Consider the following 14,532-nt stretch of genomic DNA (forward strand, 5'->3'; position numbering starts at 1 on the left):
TAAAATAAAATATATTTCTTCTTTCTAACAATTTGAATTATTCGATTGTTAGTAAGTTTTTATACCAATATTTCAATATTAGTTGGTAAACTGACAATTCGGAATATTTTTTGTAGTTTAGTTCTACTATAATTATTTTTAATTATTATGAGCGAACTATTTCAACTTTTTAAAAACACAAGATCGCACTCGGTTGCGCTTTGTGAACCTCTCGAAATCGAGGACTACATTCCACAGCCTGTGGATTTTGCAAGTCCGCCGAAGTGGCATTTGAGTCACTCGACCTGGTTTTTCGAAGAGATGATTCTGAAAAAGTTCGTTACTGATTACCAAGTTTTCAATCCTCACTTTGCGTTTTTATTCAACAGTTATTACCAGACTTTAGGCGAAAGAGCCATCCGAACAGAACGTGGGACAATTACCCGTCCAACGGTAGCTGAAGTCTATGAATACCGAAATTACGTTGATGAACACATCGAAAACTTATTAAAAACAAACTCGTCTTCAGAGTTAGAAGAATTAATTATTCTAGGAATTAATCACGAGCAACAGCATCAGGAACTTTTAATTACAGATCTTAAACATACTTTTTCTTACAATCCTATTTTCCCGGTTTACAAAGAAGGCTTCAATCTAACGGCCCAAGAAAATTCTGAAAAAGGTTGGTTAGAAATAAAAGAAGGAGTTTACGAAATCGGTTATGGAGGAACTGGCTTTCATTTCGATAATGAAAAAGGAAGACACAAAGTATTTCTACACGATTTTCAGATCTCAAAATCTTTAGTAACCAACGGCGAATATATAGAATTTATGGAAGCTGGAGGTTACGACAATTTCAAACTCTGGCTCGATGAAGGTTGGAGTTGGGTCAACGAAAATCTAATAAAATCACCTCTTTACTGGAAAAAAATAGATGAGAAATGGCATTCCTATACTTTAGAAGGCTTAAGACCAATTCAGCCCCACCATATTTTAACACATATTTCTTTCTACGAAGCGCAAGCTTTTGCCAATTGGAAAGGCATGAGATTACCGACCGAATTTGAATGGGAAATTGCTTCCGACCAATTCGATTGGGGAAAACGCTGGGAATGGACGTACTCTGCATATTTACCTTACCCAAATTTCCAGATTGCAGAAGGCGCAGTTGGAGAATACAACGGCAAATTTATGATCGGTCAAATGGTTTTGCGCGGAAGTTCTACTGCAACTCCAAAAGGTCACGAGAGAAAAACATATCGAAACTTTTTTCAATCCAAATACAGGTGGCAAATCACCGGAATAAGATTAGCAAAATGACGAAAAACGACACTTTTTTAAAAGATATTGAAGCAGGATTGAGCCAAAATCCAAAATATATTTCTTCGCATTATTTTTACGACAAAGCTGGGGATGAACTTTTCCAGCAGATCATGGAAATGCCGGAATATTATCTGACCAATTCTGAACTGGAGATTTTTAGTCAGCAAAGTGAGGCCATCATAGAATCTTTCCAGATAAATCCGAACGAGGAGTTTGAATTGATAGAACTCGGAGCAGGCGATGGAAAGAAAACACAGCATCTGTTAAAAACTTTGCTCGAAAAAAATTACCGGTTTAAATTTATTCCTGTTGATATTTCTCACAACAGTCTTTCAGTCATTACAGAACGCATGGAAGATTTATTTCCGGATTTAGAAATTGATCCTCAGCAAGGAGATTATTTTCAGGTTTTAGATGAACTTTTTACTTCAGATAAACCCAAAGTAATTTTGTTCATCGGCTCCAATCTTGGTAATATGCAGGACGAAGTTGCAAGAAGTTTTCTTCATAAAATTGCGGATCATTTAAAACCCAATGAAAAATTACTTTTAGGAGTAGATCAAATTAAATCGAAAGATATTGTTCTTCCTGCATACAACGATGCAGCTGGAATTACACGAGACTTTAACCTAAATTTGTTGAAAAGGATCAATCGGGAATTAGGTGCAGATTTTGACTTAGAGAATTTCGAACATGCTCCAGAATATACAGAGGAAGAAGGTATTGCAAAAAGTTTTTTAAAAAGTACTAAAAAGCAATCTGTTTATTTTAAGGAACTCGGTAAATCTTTTGAGTTTGACGAAGGTGAACTGATCCATACAGAGATTTCCAGGAAGTACAACGATACAATTTTGCAAGATCTTATTGATGACTCAATGCTGGAAATTACCCATAAATTTCTGGATTCAAAAAATTATTTCGCAGATTATATTCTAACCAAAAGATGATTATTGATTCGAGTTTAAGGGGCGTTTTAGGTTTAGGTAATGCTTCAACCGAATACTATTTGAAGAGGATCCACGAGAAATATAGGAAAAATAAGAAAGAGTTCTCAACTTGCCCATTGCTTTTATACCAAAGTGATTTTCAGGAAATAAACCCTTATTTGCCTGATCAATTTTCAGTCTTAATTCCTAAACTGGAAAATTACTTTTCGAAGATTTTAGACTTCGGTATTTCAAAACTTTTAGTTCCAAATATTACGCTGCATGAAACATTGGATCAGATGAAATTACCATTCGAAATTTTTCATCCTATCGATCTCACTTTAAAATATTTAAAGGAAAACAGCATTTCAGAAGTAACCCTGTTTGGGACCTTTTACACAATGAATTCCGAATATTTAGATGCTAGATTTCAGAAAGAGGGAATTTCTCTATTAAAACCCATAGAATCGGATCAAAAATGGATTGATGATTTTAGGAAAAAAATCTACAACAAAGAAGAATCTCCCTCAGAAATAAATATTTTTCAAAATTTAATTAAGAAATATTCCAGCGGAAATCCTGTAATTATTGGTTGTACAGAACTTTCACTTTTTGCTTTTAAAGAAAATTCTTCCTGCATCGATATGGCTGAGCTGCAAATCGAGGAATTTTTAAAGTGAACGATTTAATAGATTTAGCCTCCGAATACTTGATTCTCTTGCTCAGAAACTCTGATAAAAGTAGTTCTTTTTGACAGTTCGCGCAGTTGTGAAGCGCCAACGTAAGTACAGGTAGACCGAACTCCGCCCAAAATATCTTTCACCGTTTCTGCAACTGCACCTTTATAGGAAACTTTCACCGTTTTGCCTTCAGAAGCACGATATTCTGCAATTCCACCCGAATGTTTATCCATAGCAGTTTGAGAACTCATGCCATAAAAAAGTCGGTATTTTTTCCCGTTTTCTTCTACGATTTCACCTCCGCTTTCGTCGTGTCCCGCGAACATTCCGCCTAACATCACGAAGTCTGCGCCACCACCAAAAGCTTTTGCCACATCACCGGGAATTTTGCAACCACCATCAGAAATAATATGTCCGCCAAGTCCGTGAGCAGCATCTGCACATTCTATAATTGCAGAAAGCTGCGGATAACCGACGCCGGTTTTAATTCTTGTTGTACACACAGAACCGGGACCAATTCCTACTTTAATAACATCTGCGCCGGCTAAAATTAGTTCTTCTACCATTTCACCTGTTACTACGTTTCCTGCGATGATCGTTTTATCAGGAAAAATAGTCCGCATTTTTTTTACAAATCCTACAAAATGTTCAGAATATCCATTGGCAACGTCAATACACAAAAAATTAATTTTTGGATGTGCTTCAACTATTTTCTGAATTTTTTCTTCATCACTTTTTCCAATTCCGGTGCTTAATGCGATATAATCGTAGATAGAATCAGGTTGCTGATTTAAAAATGAACTCCACTCTTCCAAAGTGTAATGTTTATGAACCGCCGTAATAATTTTATCTTTTGATAGTGCTTCTGCCATCTCAAATGTTCCCACCGTATCCATATTGGCAGCGATGATCGGAACACCGCTCCATTTTTTCTGAGAATTGACAAAAGTAAAATTTCGTTCCAAACTTACCTGTGAACGAGATTTTAAAGTAGATCGTTTTGGACGGATCATGACGTCTTTGAAACCTAATTTGAGTTCGTTTTCTATGCGCATCTTTTGAGAGTAAAATTTATTGAATTAAAATAAGGAGCTGAAAATTATTCCATCATTTTTCGAAGGTTTTCCAGTTCTTCGTGAGCGGTAAGATCAAATTTAACGGGAACGATAGAAATATAACCATTTGCCAAAGCAGTTTCATCAGCATCTTCGCCTGAATCCATATTGTTGAAATAACCCGTTAACCAATAATATTTCTTACCGTGTGGATTGATTCTTTCATCGAAATTTTCTTCCCACTTTGCTTTCGCCTGTCGGCAAACTTTCACCCCTTTAATTTCATCTTTCAGTAATTTTGGGATATTTACGTTGAGAACAATTCCTTTCGGTAAAGGATTTTCTAAGACTTTTTTTGCAATATTTTGAATGTATTCTTTCGCCTGAGAAAAATCGGCATCCCAGGAAAAATCGAGTAAGGAAAATCCGATCGCCTGCAAACCTTCAACACCTGCCTCTACAGCAGCACTCATCGTACCTGAATAAATAACATTAATGGATGAATTCGCACCGTGATTAATTCCGGAAACCACGAGATCTGGTTTTCGGGTTAAAATCTTATCTAAGGCAAATTTCACACAATCTACAGGAGTTCCGCTCAGTGAATAATCTTTCTGCGGTCCTTCTAAACTAATTTCTTCAAAAGTTAAAGTTTGATTGATGGTAATTGCATGACCTTTTCCAGATTGTGGTGAGTTTGGTGCTACTACAATAACTTCCCCAATTTCATTCATAAATTCTACAAGATGCCTGATTCCAGGCGCTGTAATTCCGTCATCATTCGTTACTAAAATCAAAGGTTTTTGCATATAATTTCTAGGGTTTCCACAAATTTACTTAAAATAATAGTGTGCAAATATAAATAAGGTATTAATTTTGATACTTTGTAAAATCCTGTAACAAATGGAGAAAATTCTTAACAAATTAGATATTAATTAATTATATGTTCAAAAACCTAAAACTCAATACATTATTGCTTTTCATACCACTCACAAGTTTGGTGTTCTGTTTTAATACTCCGAAAAATGATGATGAAAAAATGTCGACAATAATGGTGAGTGTAAAAAATACACTCAGTTATTTACATTATTCCCCCAAAACCATAAATGATGCGTACTCGAAGGATGTTTACAAGCATTATTTCGAAATGGTAGATTCATCAAAAAGATATTTTCTCCAGTCTGACATGGATGACTTTGCGAAACACGAAACTAAACTCGATGATTATCTGAATCAGGGAGATCTTACTTTTTATAAACTAACGGTAGATCGTTTGTATCAAAGAGTTGATGAGATCGATAAGATCACTCAGGATATTTTGAGCAAACCGATCAATTTGAATGAAGACGAAACTTTGATCTTAGAGCCGAAGATCAAGAAAAATGCGAAAAATCAAGCTGAGCTTTCTCAGGAATGGAAAAAATACATCAAGTATAATATTTTACAGGAAATGGAATCTTTGACGGCAAAAGAAGAAATGCAGAAAGAGAAAAAAGATTCTGTACAGAAATTTAACTTGAAAGATACGATTAAGCTTGAAATTCTAACGCCGGAAGCGAAGAGAATTAAAGCAACTTCGGAGGTAAAAGACCTTGTTACCGATACGTTCAGAAGATTTAAGAAAAGAAATAAAATGGACTGGTTTACAGTTTATATGAATGCTTACACCGAAGTTTTCGATCCGCACACGAATTATTATTCACCGAAAAATAAGGAAGATTTCGACACTCAGTTTACTGGCAAAGTGATCGGAATTGGAGCTATTATTCAGGAAAAAAGAGGTTATCTTTATTTAGGTGCACTTACAATCGGAGCTCCCGCCTGGAAATCTAAACAACTTACGGAAGGTGACAAAATATTGAAAGTAAGATCTAAACCCGATGCTGATGCAGTAAATGTGGTAGGAATGCTTTCTGATGAAGCTGTACGACTAATTCGCGGTGAAAAGGGAACGAAAGTAACCTTGACCGTTGAGAAAAAAGACAAATCAATCAAGGAAGTTACCATGACTCGCGAGGAAGTCGCGATTGAAGATACTTTTGCTAGAAGCATTATCGTTAACGCTCCAGATGGTAAAAAATACGGACTGATCAATTTGCCAAGCTTTAACGCGGATTTTGCAGATTCTAAAGGAAGAAATGCTTCAGATGATATTAAAAATGAAATACTCAAGTTAAAACCTCAAAATGTTGACGGGATCATTCTTGATCTTCGAAATAATGGTGGTGGAAGTTTAACGGAAGTTGGTGATATTATGGGTTTGTTTATGAACGCAGGTCCTTATGTTCAGGTGAAAGATGGCAACGGAAAAGTACAGACTCTGAAAAATAAAACAAATGCACCGATCTGGACGGGTCCTTTGTTGATCATGCAAAATGAACTTTCAGCTTCGGCCTCAGAGATTTTAGCCGGTGCAATGCAGGATTACGGGAGAGCTGTAATTCTTGGTTCGCCACAGTCTTTTGGGAAAGGAACGGTACAGACTTTTGTTGATCTGAACAGATTCCTGAACACCACCGATGATTTTGGTTCTTTGAAATTAACCATCCAGAAATTCTACAGAATTACAGGGGAATCAACGCAAAGAAAAGGGATAGAGTCCGACATTAAAATGAAAGATTTCTTCACTTACGCTGAAATTGGAGAACGTTATGATGATTACGCTTTAGCCTGGGATAAAATTCCGGCAGTGCCTTTTCAAGCTTTAAATACATTCTCGGTTCAGGCTTTACAAAAAGGGATCGAAGCGCGTCTTGCTAATAATAAAAACTACCAGTTGATTCAGGAATCTGCGCAATGGAAGGAAAAATTAGACAAAGAAGAAACAATTTCCTTAGAGCAAAGCAAATTCAATGAAGTGATGCAGACAAGAAAAGCCCAGATCAAAAAATTCAAAGGGCTGGATAAATTTAACAATGGCCTTAAATTTACGCTGAATCCGGATGAAGCGATCCGTGAAAAAACAGATGAACCTTTCACCAAGAAAACAGAAAACTGGACCAAAAATTTACAGCGCGATCTGTATCTTCAGGAAGCAGTAAATGTTGTGGGTGAAATGAAATAGCCTTCAAAAATAGACTTACTAAAACCATCGGAATTCCGGTGGTTTTTTGTTTTTTACAACTCGGTGTATAAAATTGACCCTTCGGTTATAATTAGTTGAAAAGTGAGGTCGGAGGGAATACCTTTACACCATCAAATAACAACAACTACAAAAATTTTATAAAATGGAAACTTACAATTTTAATCAGGAAGCAAAATTTTCACAAGCTCAAAGAAGAGTGAAATGCATCAGAGGTTTTTATGTTCATGCCATGATCTATCTTGCCGTAAACGCAATCATTATTGCTGGATGTGCGGTTGATAACGTAAGCACTTTATTAACTTCTGATCCCTACATGACCGCATTATTTTGGGGAATCGGTTTGGCTGCACACGGAATGTCAGTTTTTGGACAGGACTTTATTCTGGGAAAAAACTGGGAGGAAAAAGAAATTCAGAAAATATTAAGAAAATAATTTAAACTTTTCTTTTATCATTAAATTTACAGGATGGATTTTAAAGACGTTAGAAAGCAGGCAAGAATTTCTCTCTGGATCTCATTCGGAACAGGCCTTTTCTTTTTTACTTTTTTTACAGATGAAAAGAGTGTTAATAACTTGTTGATCAGCTTTTTAGTTTCTGCTATTTATTCCTTCGTTTTTGTTTTCGGGAATTTTTATACCAACTGCTATCTCAATTCAAAATATTCCTGGATCGATGATACCAGAACGCGGATCATCCTTGGGATTGTCGCAACCATTTTTGTCAATATCATTTTAGTCCTTTTCTGTAACTACTTGAATTTCATTGTTCTTCAGAAAAACAGTCCGGATCATTTCTTCACCGGTCAAATGGGATTTGTGAATTGGGTCATCATCAATATTGCACTTTTGGTCTCTGCGATCATGCATGCGAAAGGCTTCATGGAAGAATGGAAAAAATCCTCCCGGAAAGAAGTTGTAGAACAGAAATTAATTGCAAAATCAGCCAACGCACAATTTGAAAGTTTAAAGAATCAACTCGATCCGCATTTTCTTTTTAATTCTTTGAATGTTTTAAGTGCTTTAATTGATGAAAATCCGAATCAGGCACAAAGATTTACGGCTTCCATGTCGAAAATTTACAGATATGTTCTGGAGCAGAAAGACAAAGAACTCGTTACCGTAGAAGAGGAAATTGAATTTGCTAAAACCTATTGCGATCTTTTGAAAACGCGTTTTGAAGATAGTGTGAGCTTTGATTTTAATGTAAATGAAATGGCCTTGAAATCGTACGTCGTTCCACTTTCTTTACAGCTGCTTTTAGAGAACTGTATCAAACATAATTTTGCAACTTCAAGCAAACCTTTACACATTAAGATCTATTCAGAAAACGGATTTCTTTTTATAGAAAATAATTTACAGCAAAGAGAACAGGTAAAAGAAAGCGCCGGAATTGGCCTCTCTAATATCGTTCAACGTTATTCATTACTCACGAAACAAAATGTTTTCATCGAAAAATCAGATGATTTTTTCAAAGTGAAAATACCAATGTTAACCAAAAAAATTACAGCCATGACCACACAACCTACTAAAGAATCCATATCCTACCAAAGAGCAGCCAAAAGAGTCGATGAACTGAAAGGGTTCTACAGCAATTTGATCTCTTACTGTCTCGTCATTCCATTTTTACTCTTTATTAATCTGTACACATCGCCGAAACACTTATGGTTTTATTGGCCGATGTTAGGATGGGGTTTTGGATTATCCATACACGCCTTAAAAACATTTGGCATCGGTAAAAACTGGGAAGAAAAACAAATTCAGAAAATTTTAGACAGAGAAAATTCAAAAAAATAAATAATATGGAAAATTTAACCGACAACGAAACTGATTATTCTATCGCAAAGGAAAGAGTAAATCAAATGAAAAAGTTTTACGCAAGCATATTCATTTTTATCTTGGTATTTGCAATCTATAGTTTTCGCAGATACTATAAAACGGGCGAAATTACCTTTTTAGATTACAACGGTTTCTCCGTTATTTTCTGGATCTGCGGAATTGTTTTGGTCGCAAAAGCGTTTAAAATATTCTTCTTTAACCACAGTTGGGAACGAAGAATGATTGATAAAGAACTTAATAAAGAACAGCATGGAAAATACTAACGAAAATAATATCAAGTATTTAGAAGCGCAAAAAAGGGTAAAACGGTTGAAAGGATTTTACATTCACGCCGTAATCTATGTACTAGTGAATCTTTTTATCATCGCGCAAAATGTAGAATCAGGTGCCTCGCTCTCAAATATGGACAATTACTGGACTGCAATTTTCTGGGGAGTTGGTTTGCTCGGTCATGGGACAAGCGTTTTCCTGCCGAATATGTTGATGGGAAAAGACTGGGAAGAGAGAAAAATTCGGGAGCTAATGGATAAAAATAAATAAGATGAATGCTGCAACCAATATCATTATGATCTTGTGGGGATTTTCAGAAATTTTTCTCCTCTTAAAAATGCGCTCCGGAAATGCAGACGCGAAAGGAAAAGATAAAAAGTCACTTTCTTATCTGTGGATGGTCATTGGCTTCAGCATTTTCTTCGGGATTTTTGTTTCCAAAGCAACGCAGTTCCCTTTTTACACCAACAGTAAAATACAAATTTTAGGATTAGCAATTCTTTTTTTAAGTATCGTTTTGCGTATGATCGTTGTTTATAATTTAGGGAAATATTTCACCGTTGACGTAACCATCAAAAAAGACCATCAATTAAAAACAGATGGCTTTTATAAATATGTGAGACATCCTTCTTACCTTTTTTCCCTGCTCACTTTTGTAGGGTTAGCCATCGTTTTAAACAATTACATTTCTGCAGTTATCCTTTTGGTTCCGGTATTTTTAATGTTCTTTTACCGCATCAACATTGAGGAAAAAGTCTTGACAGAGCAGTTTGGGAAAGATTATACCGATTATATGAAAAAAACCAAAAGACTTATCCCTTTTATTTATTAATTTTAGAACATGATAAAAACCGTCATCATCGAAGATGAAAAACCTGCCGCGCGAAAACTTGAACGACTAATTGGTTTATTTCCTGATTTAGAATTAGTTGCAACATTAAATTCTGTTGAAGAAGGTTTAGACTGGTTTCAGAATAATCCACACCCGGATCTGATTTTCTCCGATATCGTTTTGGGTGATGGATTGTCATTTGATATTTTTGAAAAGGTTCCTACGAAGAGTTTTATGATCTATACCACAGCGTTTGATCAATATACTTTAAAGGCATTTAAACTGAATTCCATCGACTATCTTTTGAAGCCAATAATGGAAGAAGATCTGGAAAAAGCCATCAATAAGTTTAAAAGCTTCCTACCTTCTGAATCATCAAATAATTCACTGGAGATCAAATCTTTAATTAAAGAAGAGAAGCAAAAGCTGTCCCGGATTTTGGTGAAGATCGGCTATAATTTAAAGATCGTTCAGACCGATGAGGTTTCGTGTTTTTACAGTGAAAACAAGATCGTTTATCTTCAAACCAAAGAGAGAAATTATCCGACCGATTTTACTTTAGATGAACTGCAGGAAGTTCTCGATGAGAAGAAATTCTTTCGCGTGAACCGACAGTTTATGATCAATTCCAATTTCATTAAAAACATTCATACTTCGCCTTATTACAAAGTGGAAATGGAGTTTCAGCCGGAAGAAGAAATTACGGTGAGTCGGGATCGAGTGAAGGATTTTAAAGATTGGTTGAGTAACTAAAATAGTACAGGATGAACTGGATTTTATTGATTGAGATCATTTATGTTCTTTTCATCAGCGGAGTTCTGCTTCGAATTATTTATGATACGCAAAGTGTTACCAAAACGCTGGCGTATTTACTTTTGGTCATTTTCCTGCCGATCATCGGCGTTTTTATTTACTTCTCTTTCGGCATCAATTACCGCAAGAATAAACTCTACAGCAAAAAGATCATTCAGGATGAGAAACAGGAAGATCTTGTTCTCGCAAAACTGGAATCTTATAATCTAAAAAATCTGGATGGAATCGATGATAATGATCACTTTTCGGGTTTAATGAAGATGATCTATGAAACCGACAGAAGTCCTTTAACTACCAATAATTCTGCGAAACTTTTGATCAACGGCGAAGAGAAATTTCCGGAAGTTTTAATGGAATTGCAAAATGCAAAACACCATATTCACATCGAATATTATATTTATGAAGATGACGAGATCGGTCGCGCAATCGAAAAAATTCTGATTGAAAAAGCAAATGTCGGCGTTGAAGTTCGCTTTATTTATGATGATTTCGGCAGTGCTTCCATTCGCAAAACTTTAGCCAGGAGATTGAGAGCTAACGGCGTGAAAGCTTTTCCGTTTTATGAGATCAAATTGATCAAGCTTGCGAATCGCCTCAACTATCGAAATCACCGGAAAATTATTGTCATTGACGGCCGCGTTTCTTTTGTGGGCGGGATCAACGTGAGTGATAAATATAATAATGCACATTCCGGAAACAAATTATTCTGGCGCGATACTCATCTGAAGATCGAAGGAGATGCGACCGCAATTCTGCAACATCTTTTTATCGGTGACTGGAATTATTGTTCTAATGAAAAACTCACGGTCAGCGAAAATTACTTTCCAAAACCAGAAATGATTTCTGGGCAAACAAAAAATATACAGATCGTTTCCAGCGGACCGGATTCCGACCGACCTTCGATTTATTACGCAGTAATTAAGACCATACAGTCGGCGAAGAAAGAGATCTTCCTGACTTCTCCTTATTTTATTCCAGGCGAAACCATTATTGATGCGCTGAAAATGGCCGCACTTTCCGGTGTTGATGTTCGTCTCTTGGTTCCGGGGATTTCAGATTCTTTTATGGTAAATGCGGCGGCAAAATCTTATTACAACGAACTTTTAAAAGCCGGCGTAAAAATTTATCTCTATCAAAAAGGTTTTGTCCACGCGAAAACTTTGGTTGCCGATCGTTGTTTGGCAATGGTCGGAACCGCCAATTTAGATTACCGTAGTTTTGATCTGAATTTCGAAGTCAATGCAATTGTTTATGATGAGCAAATCGCTGAAGAACTCGCTTTTAATTTTGAAAAAGATATGAAGGATTCAGAACAGATCGATATTAATTCCTGGCTTAATCGCCCGAAACATGTTCAGCTGATTGAAAAGATCGTGCGGTTGATCTCTCCGATGTTGTAGAAAATTTTTCCATAGAAAATACGCTTCAAATGTTTTGAAAGGTATTTTTAAATTGATTGGAACTGCTTTTTTAGATTCTCTCTGCAACCAATTCTTCTTCGTCCGTCACTTCATAAAGATAGCGCTCCTTCGTGTCATTCATTTCATCCATCCATTCCGTATGATGTACGGCTGCCTTCGTTCCGGTAACGACACTTTGATACGTTTTGTCGCGATAAGTCAGGATACATTCCTCTTTATCTTTCAGCCATTCTTTAAACATCACTGCGACCTGATCAACATTAAAATGCGGATAGTCGGAAAGAGAAAGCAGATCTTTAATATAGGCCGTTTGAAAATCAACATGTTCTTCACCCGTTGCAGCCTGCTCATTTTTTTCTAACCACTGATCAATATCAAGTCGTCTTTCAGCCGGCGTAGGAAGTTCTAATTTTCCCATCATATAATCTCTCGCAACCCAGGCCTGTGTATCAAACATGTTAAAAGTGTAATACTGATCCTGCATTCCTAAATAAATTAACTGTGGCAAGTCATTAAAGAAAACTCCTTTGTAAAGGTGATCCGGATATAAATTATTCTTGGTTTTCAATCGCATCTCATCCGGCAAGAAAGGGAATTTATGTTGATAACCGGTACACATAATTACGGCGTCGAACTTCTCCGTAGTGCCATCTTTAAAGAAAGCGGTATCATCTTCAAAATGCGTCACCAATGGAAGTTCTTTCATTCCTTCCGGCCATTCAATTCCGATCGGATTGCTTCTGTAACTCAAGGTCACCGATTGAGCGCCGTGCTTATAACACTGAACTCCAATATCTTCTGCAGAATAACTGCTGCCGATGAGTAAAACGTTTCGGTCTTTGAACTGGTCCGCTCCTCTAAAGTCATGCGCATGCATTACCGTTCCCGGGAAGTTTTCTATTCCTTTGAAATAAGGCATATTTGGTGTTGAAAAATGTCCTGAAGCGACCACTAGGAAATCAAATTCTTCAGAATACGTTTTATCAATTTTTAAGTCATCCAGAATGACGGTAAATTTTTTCGTTTCCTCATCGAAACTTACCCATCGCACCGTCGTATTGAAACGGATGTACTCCCGGGCATTACTTTTTTTGATCCTTCCCTGAATATAATCGAATAAAACCGGACGTGGTGGATAAGATGAAATTGGCTTTTTAAAATGTTCGTCAAATGAATAGTCTGCAAATTCCAAACATTCTTTCGGACCGTTGGACCACAAGTATTTATACATACTTCCGTGCAATGGTTCACCATATTTTCCCACACCGGTTCGCCAGGAATAATTCCACATTCCGCCCCAGTTATCCTGCTTTTCAAAACAGACGATTTCAGGCATGGCAAAACCTTGATTTTTTAGGGCTTCAAACGCACGAATTTGTGCAAGACCGCTTGGACCTGCACCGATAATACCAACACGTTTATTTTTCAAAATATTTTTATTACTCATACTATTTATTTTTTTAAAATTAAAATTGGAACACTTTATAAGAAAGCATTCTACGTTAATAACAGCTTGTAAAAATTTCTGCAGAAAGCAGAGGTAGAGTTCAATACTCTAAAGAGAAATTAATGACAAAAAGAATTGACTTATAATTTCCGGGGGAATTTTTAATGTAAGCAAGAACTGGAATATAAGGAATTTTTTGCGGAATTCCTAATTTTGAGAGAAACAGGAGGTAATTAAGTATTGAATTAATGAAAAAATAGGTCGAATTTTGATTATAGTTTAGCCCTCTAATTTTTTATATCTCGAGCAGAGGATTGTGCGATGGGCAATATTGATTAATCGCGACTGCAATCCCTTTCCTTTGATTCTTTTTCAAGGGCTTTTTTATAAGACCATTTTTTAGCAAACATTGGGATGAAAAACAAGGGAAACGCGGTAAGAATTCCGAAACCGTTTCTCACCGTGCTGTAAATTGCAACTCCAATCATTACGCCGACCAATAAGGCATTGATGACATTGGTGGATTTAATCTTTTGTAATTCGATCAACAATTCTTCGGCTGTCATTTCGGAGGGTTCTTTTTGTTTCATTCGATTTGTTCTCATTTATGCTAGAAGCGTAAGTCGGTGGAGAATATTTTTATTGATGACATTGTATATAATTTGAAAGCAGGTCGTTAAATTTCATTCCAGTTCAGTGTTTTTTGTTTGCTGCTGCTTGAAAGGATGGGAACCCGAACTTCAAGTTCTTTGTTCTTCGTGGTCAGTAATGCAATGACTTCAAATTCCTTTTCTTCCAGAACTTTTTGAAGTGCTAAAGCAGAATCTTTTCCGCCGCTCCAGTTGAATACTGCTTTTTTCATTG

At 36.2% G+C, this 14,532-nt stretch carries 16 protein-coding genes; 11 read left to right on the plus strand and 5 right to left on the minus strand.

All coding sequences use genetic code 11. From position 1 onward, the window contains the following. Positions 1-147 precede the first annotated feature (147 nt). Genes egtB through IV494_RS12340 form a run of 3 tightly spaced genes read left to right on the plus strand, consistent with a single transcriptional unit; the run spans position 148 to position 2,908 of the window. Positions 148-1,299 carry an ergothioneine biosynthesis protein EgtB gene (gene egtB / locus IV494_RS12330; protein ID WP_196080439.1) on the plus strand — a complete coding sequence of 384 codons (1,152 nt, stop codon included), beginning with the start codon at positions 148-150 and terminating at the stop codon, positions 1,297-1,299. Further along, a complete protein-coding gene (locus IV494_RS12335; protein ID WP_196080440.1) occupies positions 1,296-2,249 on the plus strand; it encodes an L-histidine N(alpha)-methyltransferase in 954 nt (317 codons plus the stop codon). The genes egtB and IV494_RS12335 overlap by 4 nt, the downstream gene beginning before the upstream one ends. Then, positions 2,246-2,908 (plus strand): aspartate/glutamate racemase family protein, encoded by a 663-nt coding sequence (locus IV494_RS12340; RefSeq protein WP_196080441.1) that lies wholly within the window; start codon positions 2,246-2,248, stop codon positions 2,906-2,908. The genes IV494_RS12335 and IV494_RS12340 overlap by 4 nt, the downstream gene beginning before the upstream one ends. Positions 2,909-2,922: 14 nt before the next feature. On the opposite strand, the gene IV494_RS12345 is transcribed toward IV494_RS12340, so the two are convergent. Both IV494_RS12345 and surE read right to left on the minus strand, forming a co-directional pair. After that, entirely contained in the window at positions 2,923-3,963 is a 1,041-nt protein-coding gene (locus IV494_RS12345; RefSeq protein ID WP_196080442.1) for a GMP reductase, read from the minus strand. Between the two features lie 44 nt (positions 3,964-4,007). Further along, on the minus strand, positions 4,008-4,772 hold the full coding sequence (surE, locus tag IV494_RS12350) for a 5'/3'-nucleotidase SurE (RefSeq protein ID WP_196080443.1): 765 nt from the start codon (positions 4,770-4,772) through the stop codon (positions 4,008-4,010). 134 nt (positions 4,773-4,906) lie between these two features. Here surE and IV494_RS12355 point away from each other — a divergent pair, with 134 nt between their 5' ends. The 8 genes from IV494_RS12355 to cls all read left to right on the plus strand — a co-directional run bounded on the left by IV494_RS12355 (position 4,907) and on the right by cls (position 12,200). Further along, positions 4,907-7,027 (plus strand): carboxy terminal-processing peptidase, encoded by a 2,121-nt coding sequence (locus tag IV494_RS12355; protein ID WP_196080444.1) that lies wholly within the window; start codon positions 4,907-4,909, stop codon positions 7,025-7,027. 163 nt (positions 7,028-7,190) lie between these two features. Further along, positions 7,191-7,481: a 2TM domain-containing protein gene (locus IV494_RS12360; protein ID WP_196080445.1), complete on the plus strand. Its 291-nt coding sequence runs from the start codon at positions 7,191-7,193 to the stop codon at positions 7,479-7,481. A gap of 33 nt (positions 7,482-7,514) precedes the next feature. Further along, positions 7,515-8,843, plus strand: coding sequence for a 2TM domain-containing protein (locus IV494_RS12365; protein WP_196080446.1), 1,329 nt, complete (start codon positions 7,515-7,517; stop codon positions 8,841-8,843). A gap of 5 nt (positions 8,844-8,848) precedes the next feature. Further along, the gene (locus IV494_RS12370) at positions 8,849-9,148 is read left to right on the plus strand and encodes a 2TM domain-containing protein (protein WP_196080447.1); all 300 of its coding nucleotides are present in this window, start codon (positions 8,849-8,851) and stop codon (positions 9,146-9,148) included. Then, entirely contained in the window at positions 9,135-9,425 is a 291-nt protein-coding gene (locus IV494_RS12375) for a 2TM domain-containing protein (RefSeq protein ID WP_196080448.1), read from the plus strand. Before IV494_RS12370 ends, IV494_RS12375 begins: the two co-directional genes overlap by 14 nt. Before the next feature lies 1 nt (position 9,426). Then, on the plus strand, positions 9,427-9,987 hold the full coding sequence (locus IV494_RS12380) for a methyltransferase family protein (RefSeq protein WP_230380132.1): 561 nt from the start codon (positions 9,427-9,429) through the stop codon (positions 9,985-9,987). Between the two features lie 9 nt (positions 9,988-9,996). Beyond that, complete coding sequence (locus IV494_RS12385; RefSeq protein ID WP_196080449.1) at positions 9,997-10,740, plus strand: LytR/AlgR family response regulator transcription factor; 744 nt, start codon at positions 9,997-9,999, stop codon at positions 10,738-10,740. A gap of 11 nt (positions 10,741-10,751) precedes the next feature. Further along, on the plus strand, positions 10,752-12,200 hold the full coding sequence (cls, locus tag IV494_RS12390; protein WP_196080450.1) for a cardiolipin synthase: 1,449 nt from the start codon (positions 10,752-10,754) through the stop codon (positions 12,198-12,200). A 70-nt stretch (positions 12,201-12,270) separates the two neighbouring features. Here cls and IV494_RS12395 read toward each other — a convergent pair whose 3' ends face one another. From IV494_RS12395 to IV494_RS14905, 3 genes are all read right to left on the minus strand, one after another. Beyond that, positions 12,271-13,650, minus strand: coding sequence for a flavin-containing monooxygenase (locus IV494_RS12395; RefSeq protein ID WP_196080509.1), 1,380 nt, complete (start codon positions 13,648-13,650; stop codon positions 12,271-12,273). A 353-nt stretch (positions 13,651-14,003) separates the two neighbouring features. Then, complete coding sequence (locus tag IV494_RS12400) at positions 14,004-14,258, minus strand: FUSC family protein (RefSeq protein ID WP_196080451.1); 255 nt, start codon at positions 14,256-14,258, stop codon at positions 14,004-14,006. A gap of 86 nt (positions 14,259-14,344) precedes the next feature. After that, positions 14,345-14,530 (minus strand): Dph6-related ATP pyrophosphatase, encoded by a 186-nt coding sequence (locus IV494_RS14905; RefSeq protein WP_317193007.1) that lies wholly within the window; start codon positions 14,528-14,530, stop codon positions 14,345-14,347. Between the last annotated feature and the right edge of the window lie 2 nt (positions 14,531-14,532).

It is taken from the genome of Kaistella gelatinilytica (assembly GCF_015679325.1).
Classification (GTDB): domain Bacteria; phylum Bacteroidota; class Bacteroidia; order Flavobacteriales; family Weeksellaceae; genus Kaistella; species Kaistella gelatinilytica.

Coding starts and splice junctions, on each gene's coding strand:
- egtB (WP_196080439.1), top strand. CDS start 148: ATGAGCGAACTATTTCAACTTTTTAAAAACACAAGATCGCACTCGGTT.
- IV494_RS12335 (WP_196080440.1), top strand. CDS start 1,296: ATGACGAAAAACGACACTTTTTTAAAAGATATTGAAGCAGGATTGAGC.
- IV494_RS12340 (WP_196080441.1), top strand. CDS start 2,246: ATGATTATTGATTCGAGTTTAAGGGGCGTTTTAGGTTTAGGTAATGCT.
- IV494_RS12345 (WP_196080442.1), bottom strand. CDS start 3,963: ATGCGCATAGAAAACGAACTCAAATTAGGTTTCAAAGACGTCATGATC.
- surE (WP_196080443.1), bottom strand. CDS start 4,772: ATGCAAAAACCTTTGATTTTAGTAACGAATGATGACGGAATTACAGCG.
- IV494_RS12355 (WP_196080444.1), top strand. CDS start 4,907: ATGTTCAAAAACCTAAAACTCAATACATTATTGCTTTTCATACCACTC.
- IV494_RS12360 (WP_196080445.1), top strand. CDS start 7,191: ATGGAAACTTACAATTTTAATCAGGAAGCAAAATTTTCACAAGCTCAA.
- IV494_RS12365 (WP_196080446.1), top strand. CDS start 7,515: ATGGATTTTAAAGACGTTAGAAAGCAGGCAAGAATTTCTCTCTGGATC.
- IV494_RS12370 (WP_196080447.1), top strand. CDS start 8,849: ATGGAAAATTTAACCGACAACGAAACTGATTATTCTATCGCAAAGGAA.
- IV494_RS12375 (WP_196080448.1), top strand. CDS start 9,135: ATGGAAAATACTAACGAAAATAATATCAAGTATTTAGAAGCGCAAAAA.
- IV494_RS12380 (WP_230380132.1), top strand. CDS start 9,427: ATGAATGCTGCAACCAATATCATTATGATCTTGTGGGGATTTTCAGAA.
- IV494_RS12385 (WP_196080449.1), top strand. CDS start 9,997: ATGATAAAAACCGTCATCATCGAAGATGAAAAACCTGCCGCGCGAAAA.
- cls (WP_196080450.1), top strand. CDS start 10,752: ATGAACTGGATTTTATTGATTGAGATCATTTATGTTCTTTTCATCAGC.
- IV494_RS12400 (WP_196080451.1), bottom strand. CDS start 14,258: ATGAAACAAAAAGAACCCTCCGAAATGACAGCCGAAGAATTGTTGATC.
- IV494_RS14905 (WP_317193007.1), bottom strand. CDS start 14,530: ATGAAAAAAGCAGTATTCAACTGGAGCGGCGGAAAAGATTCTGCTTTA.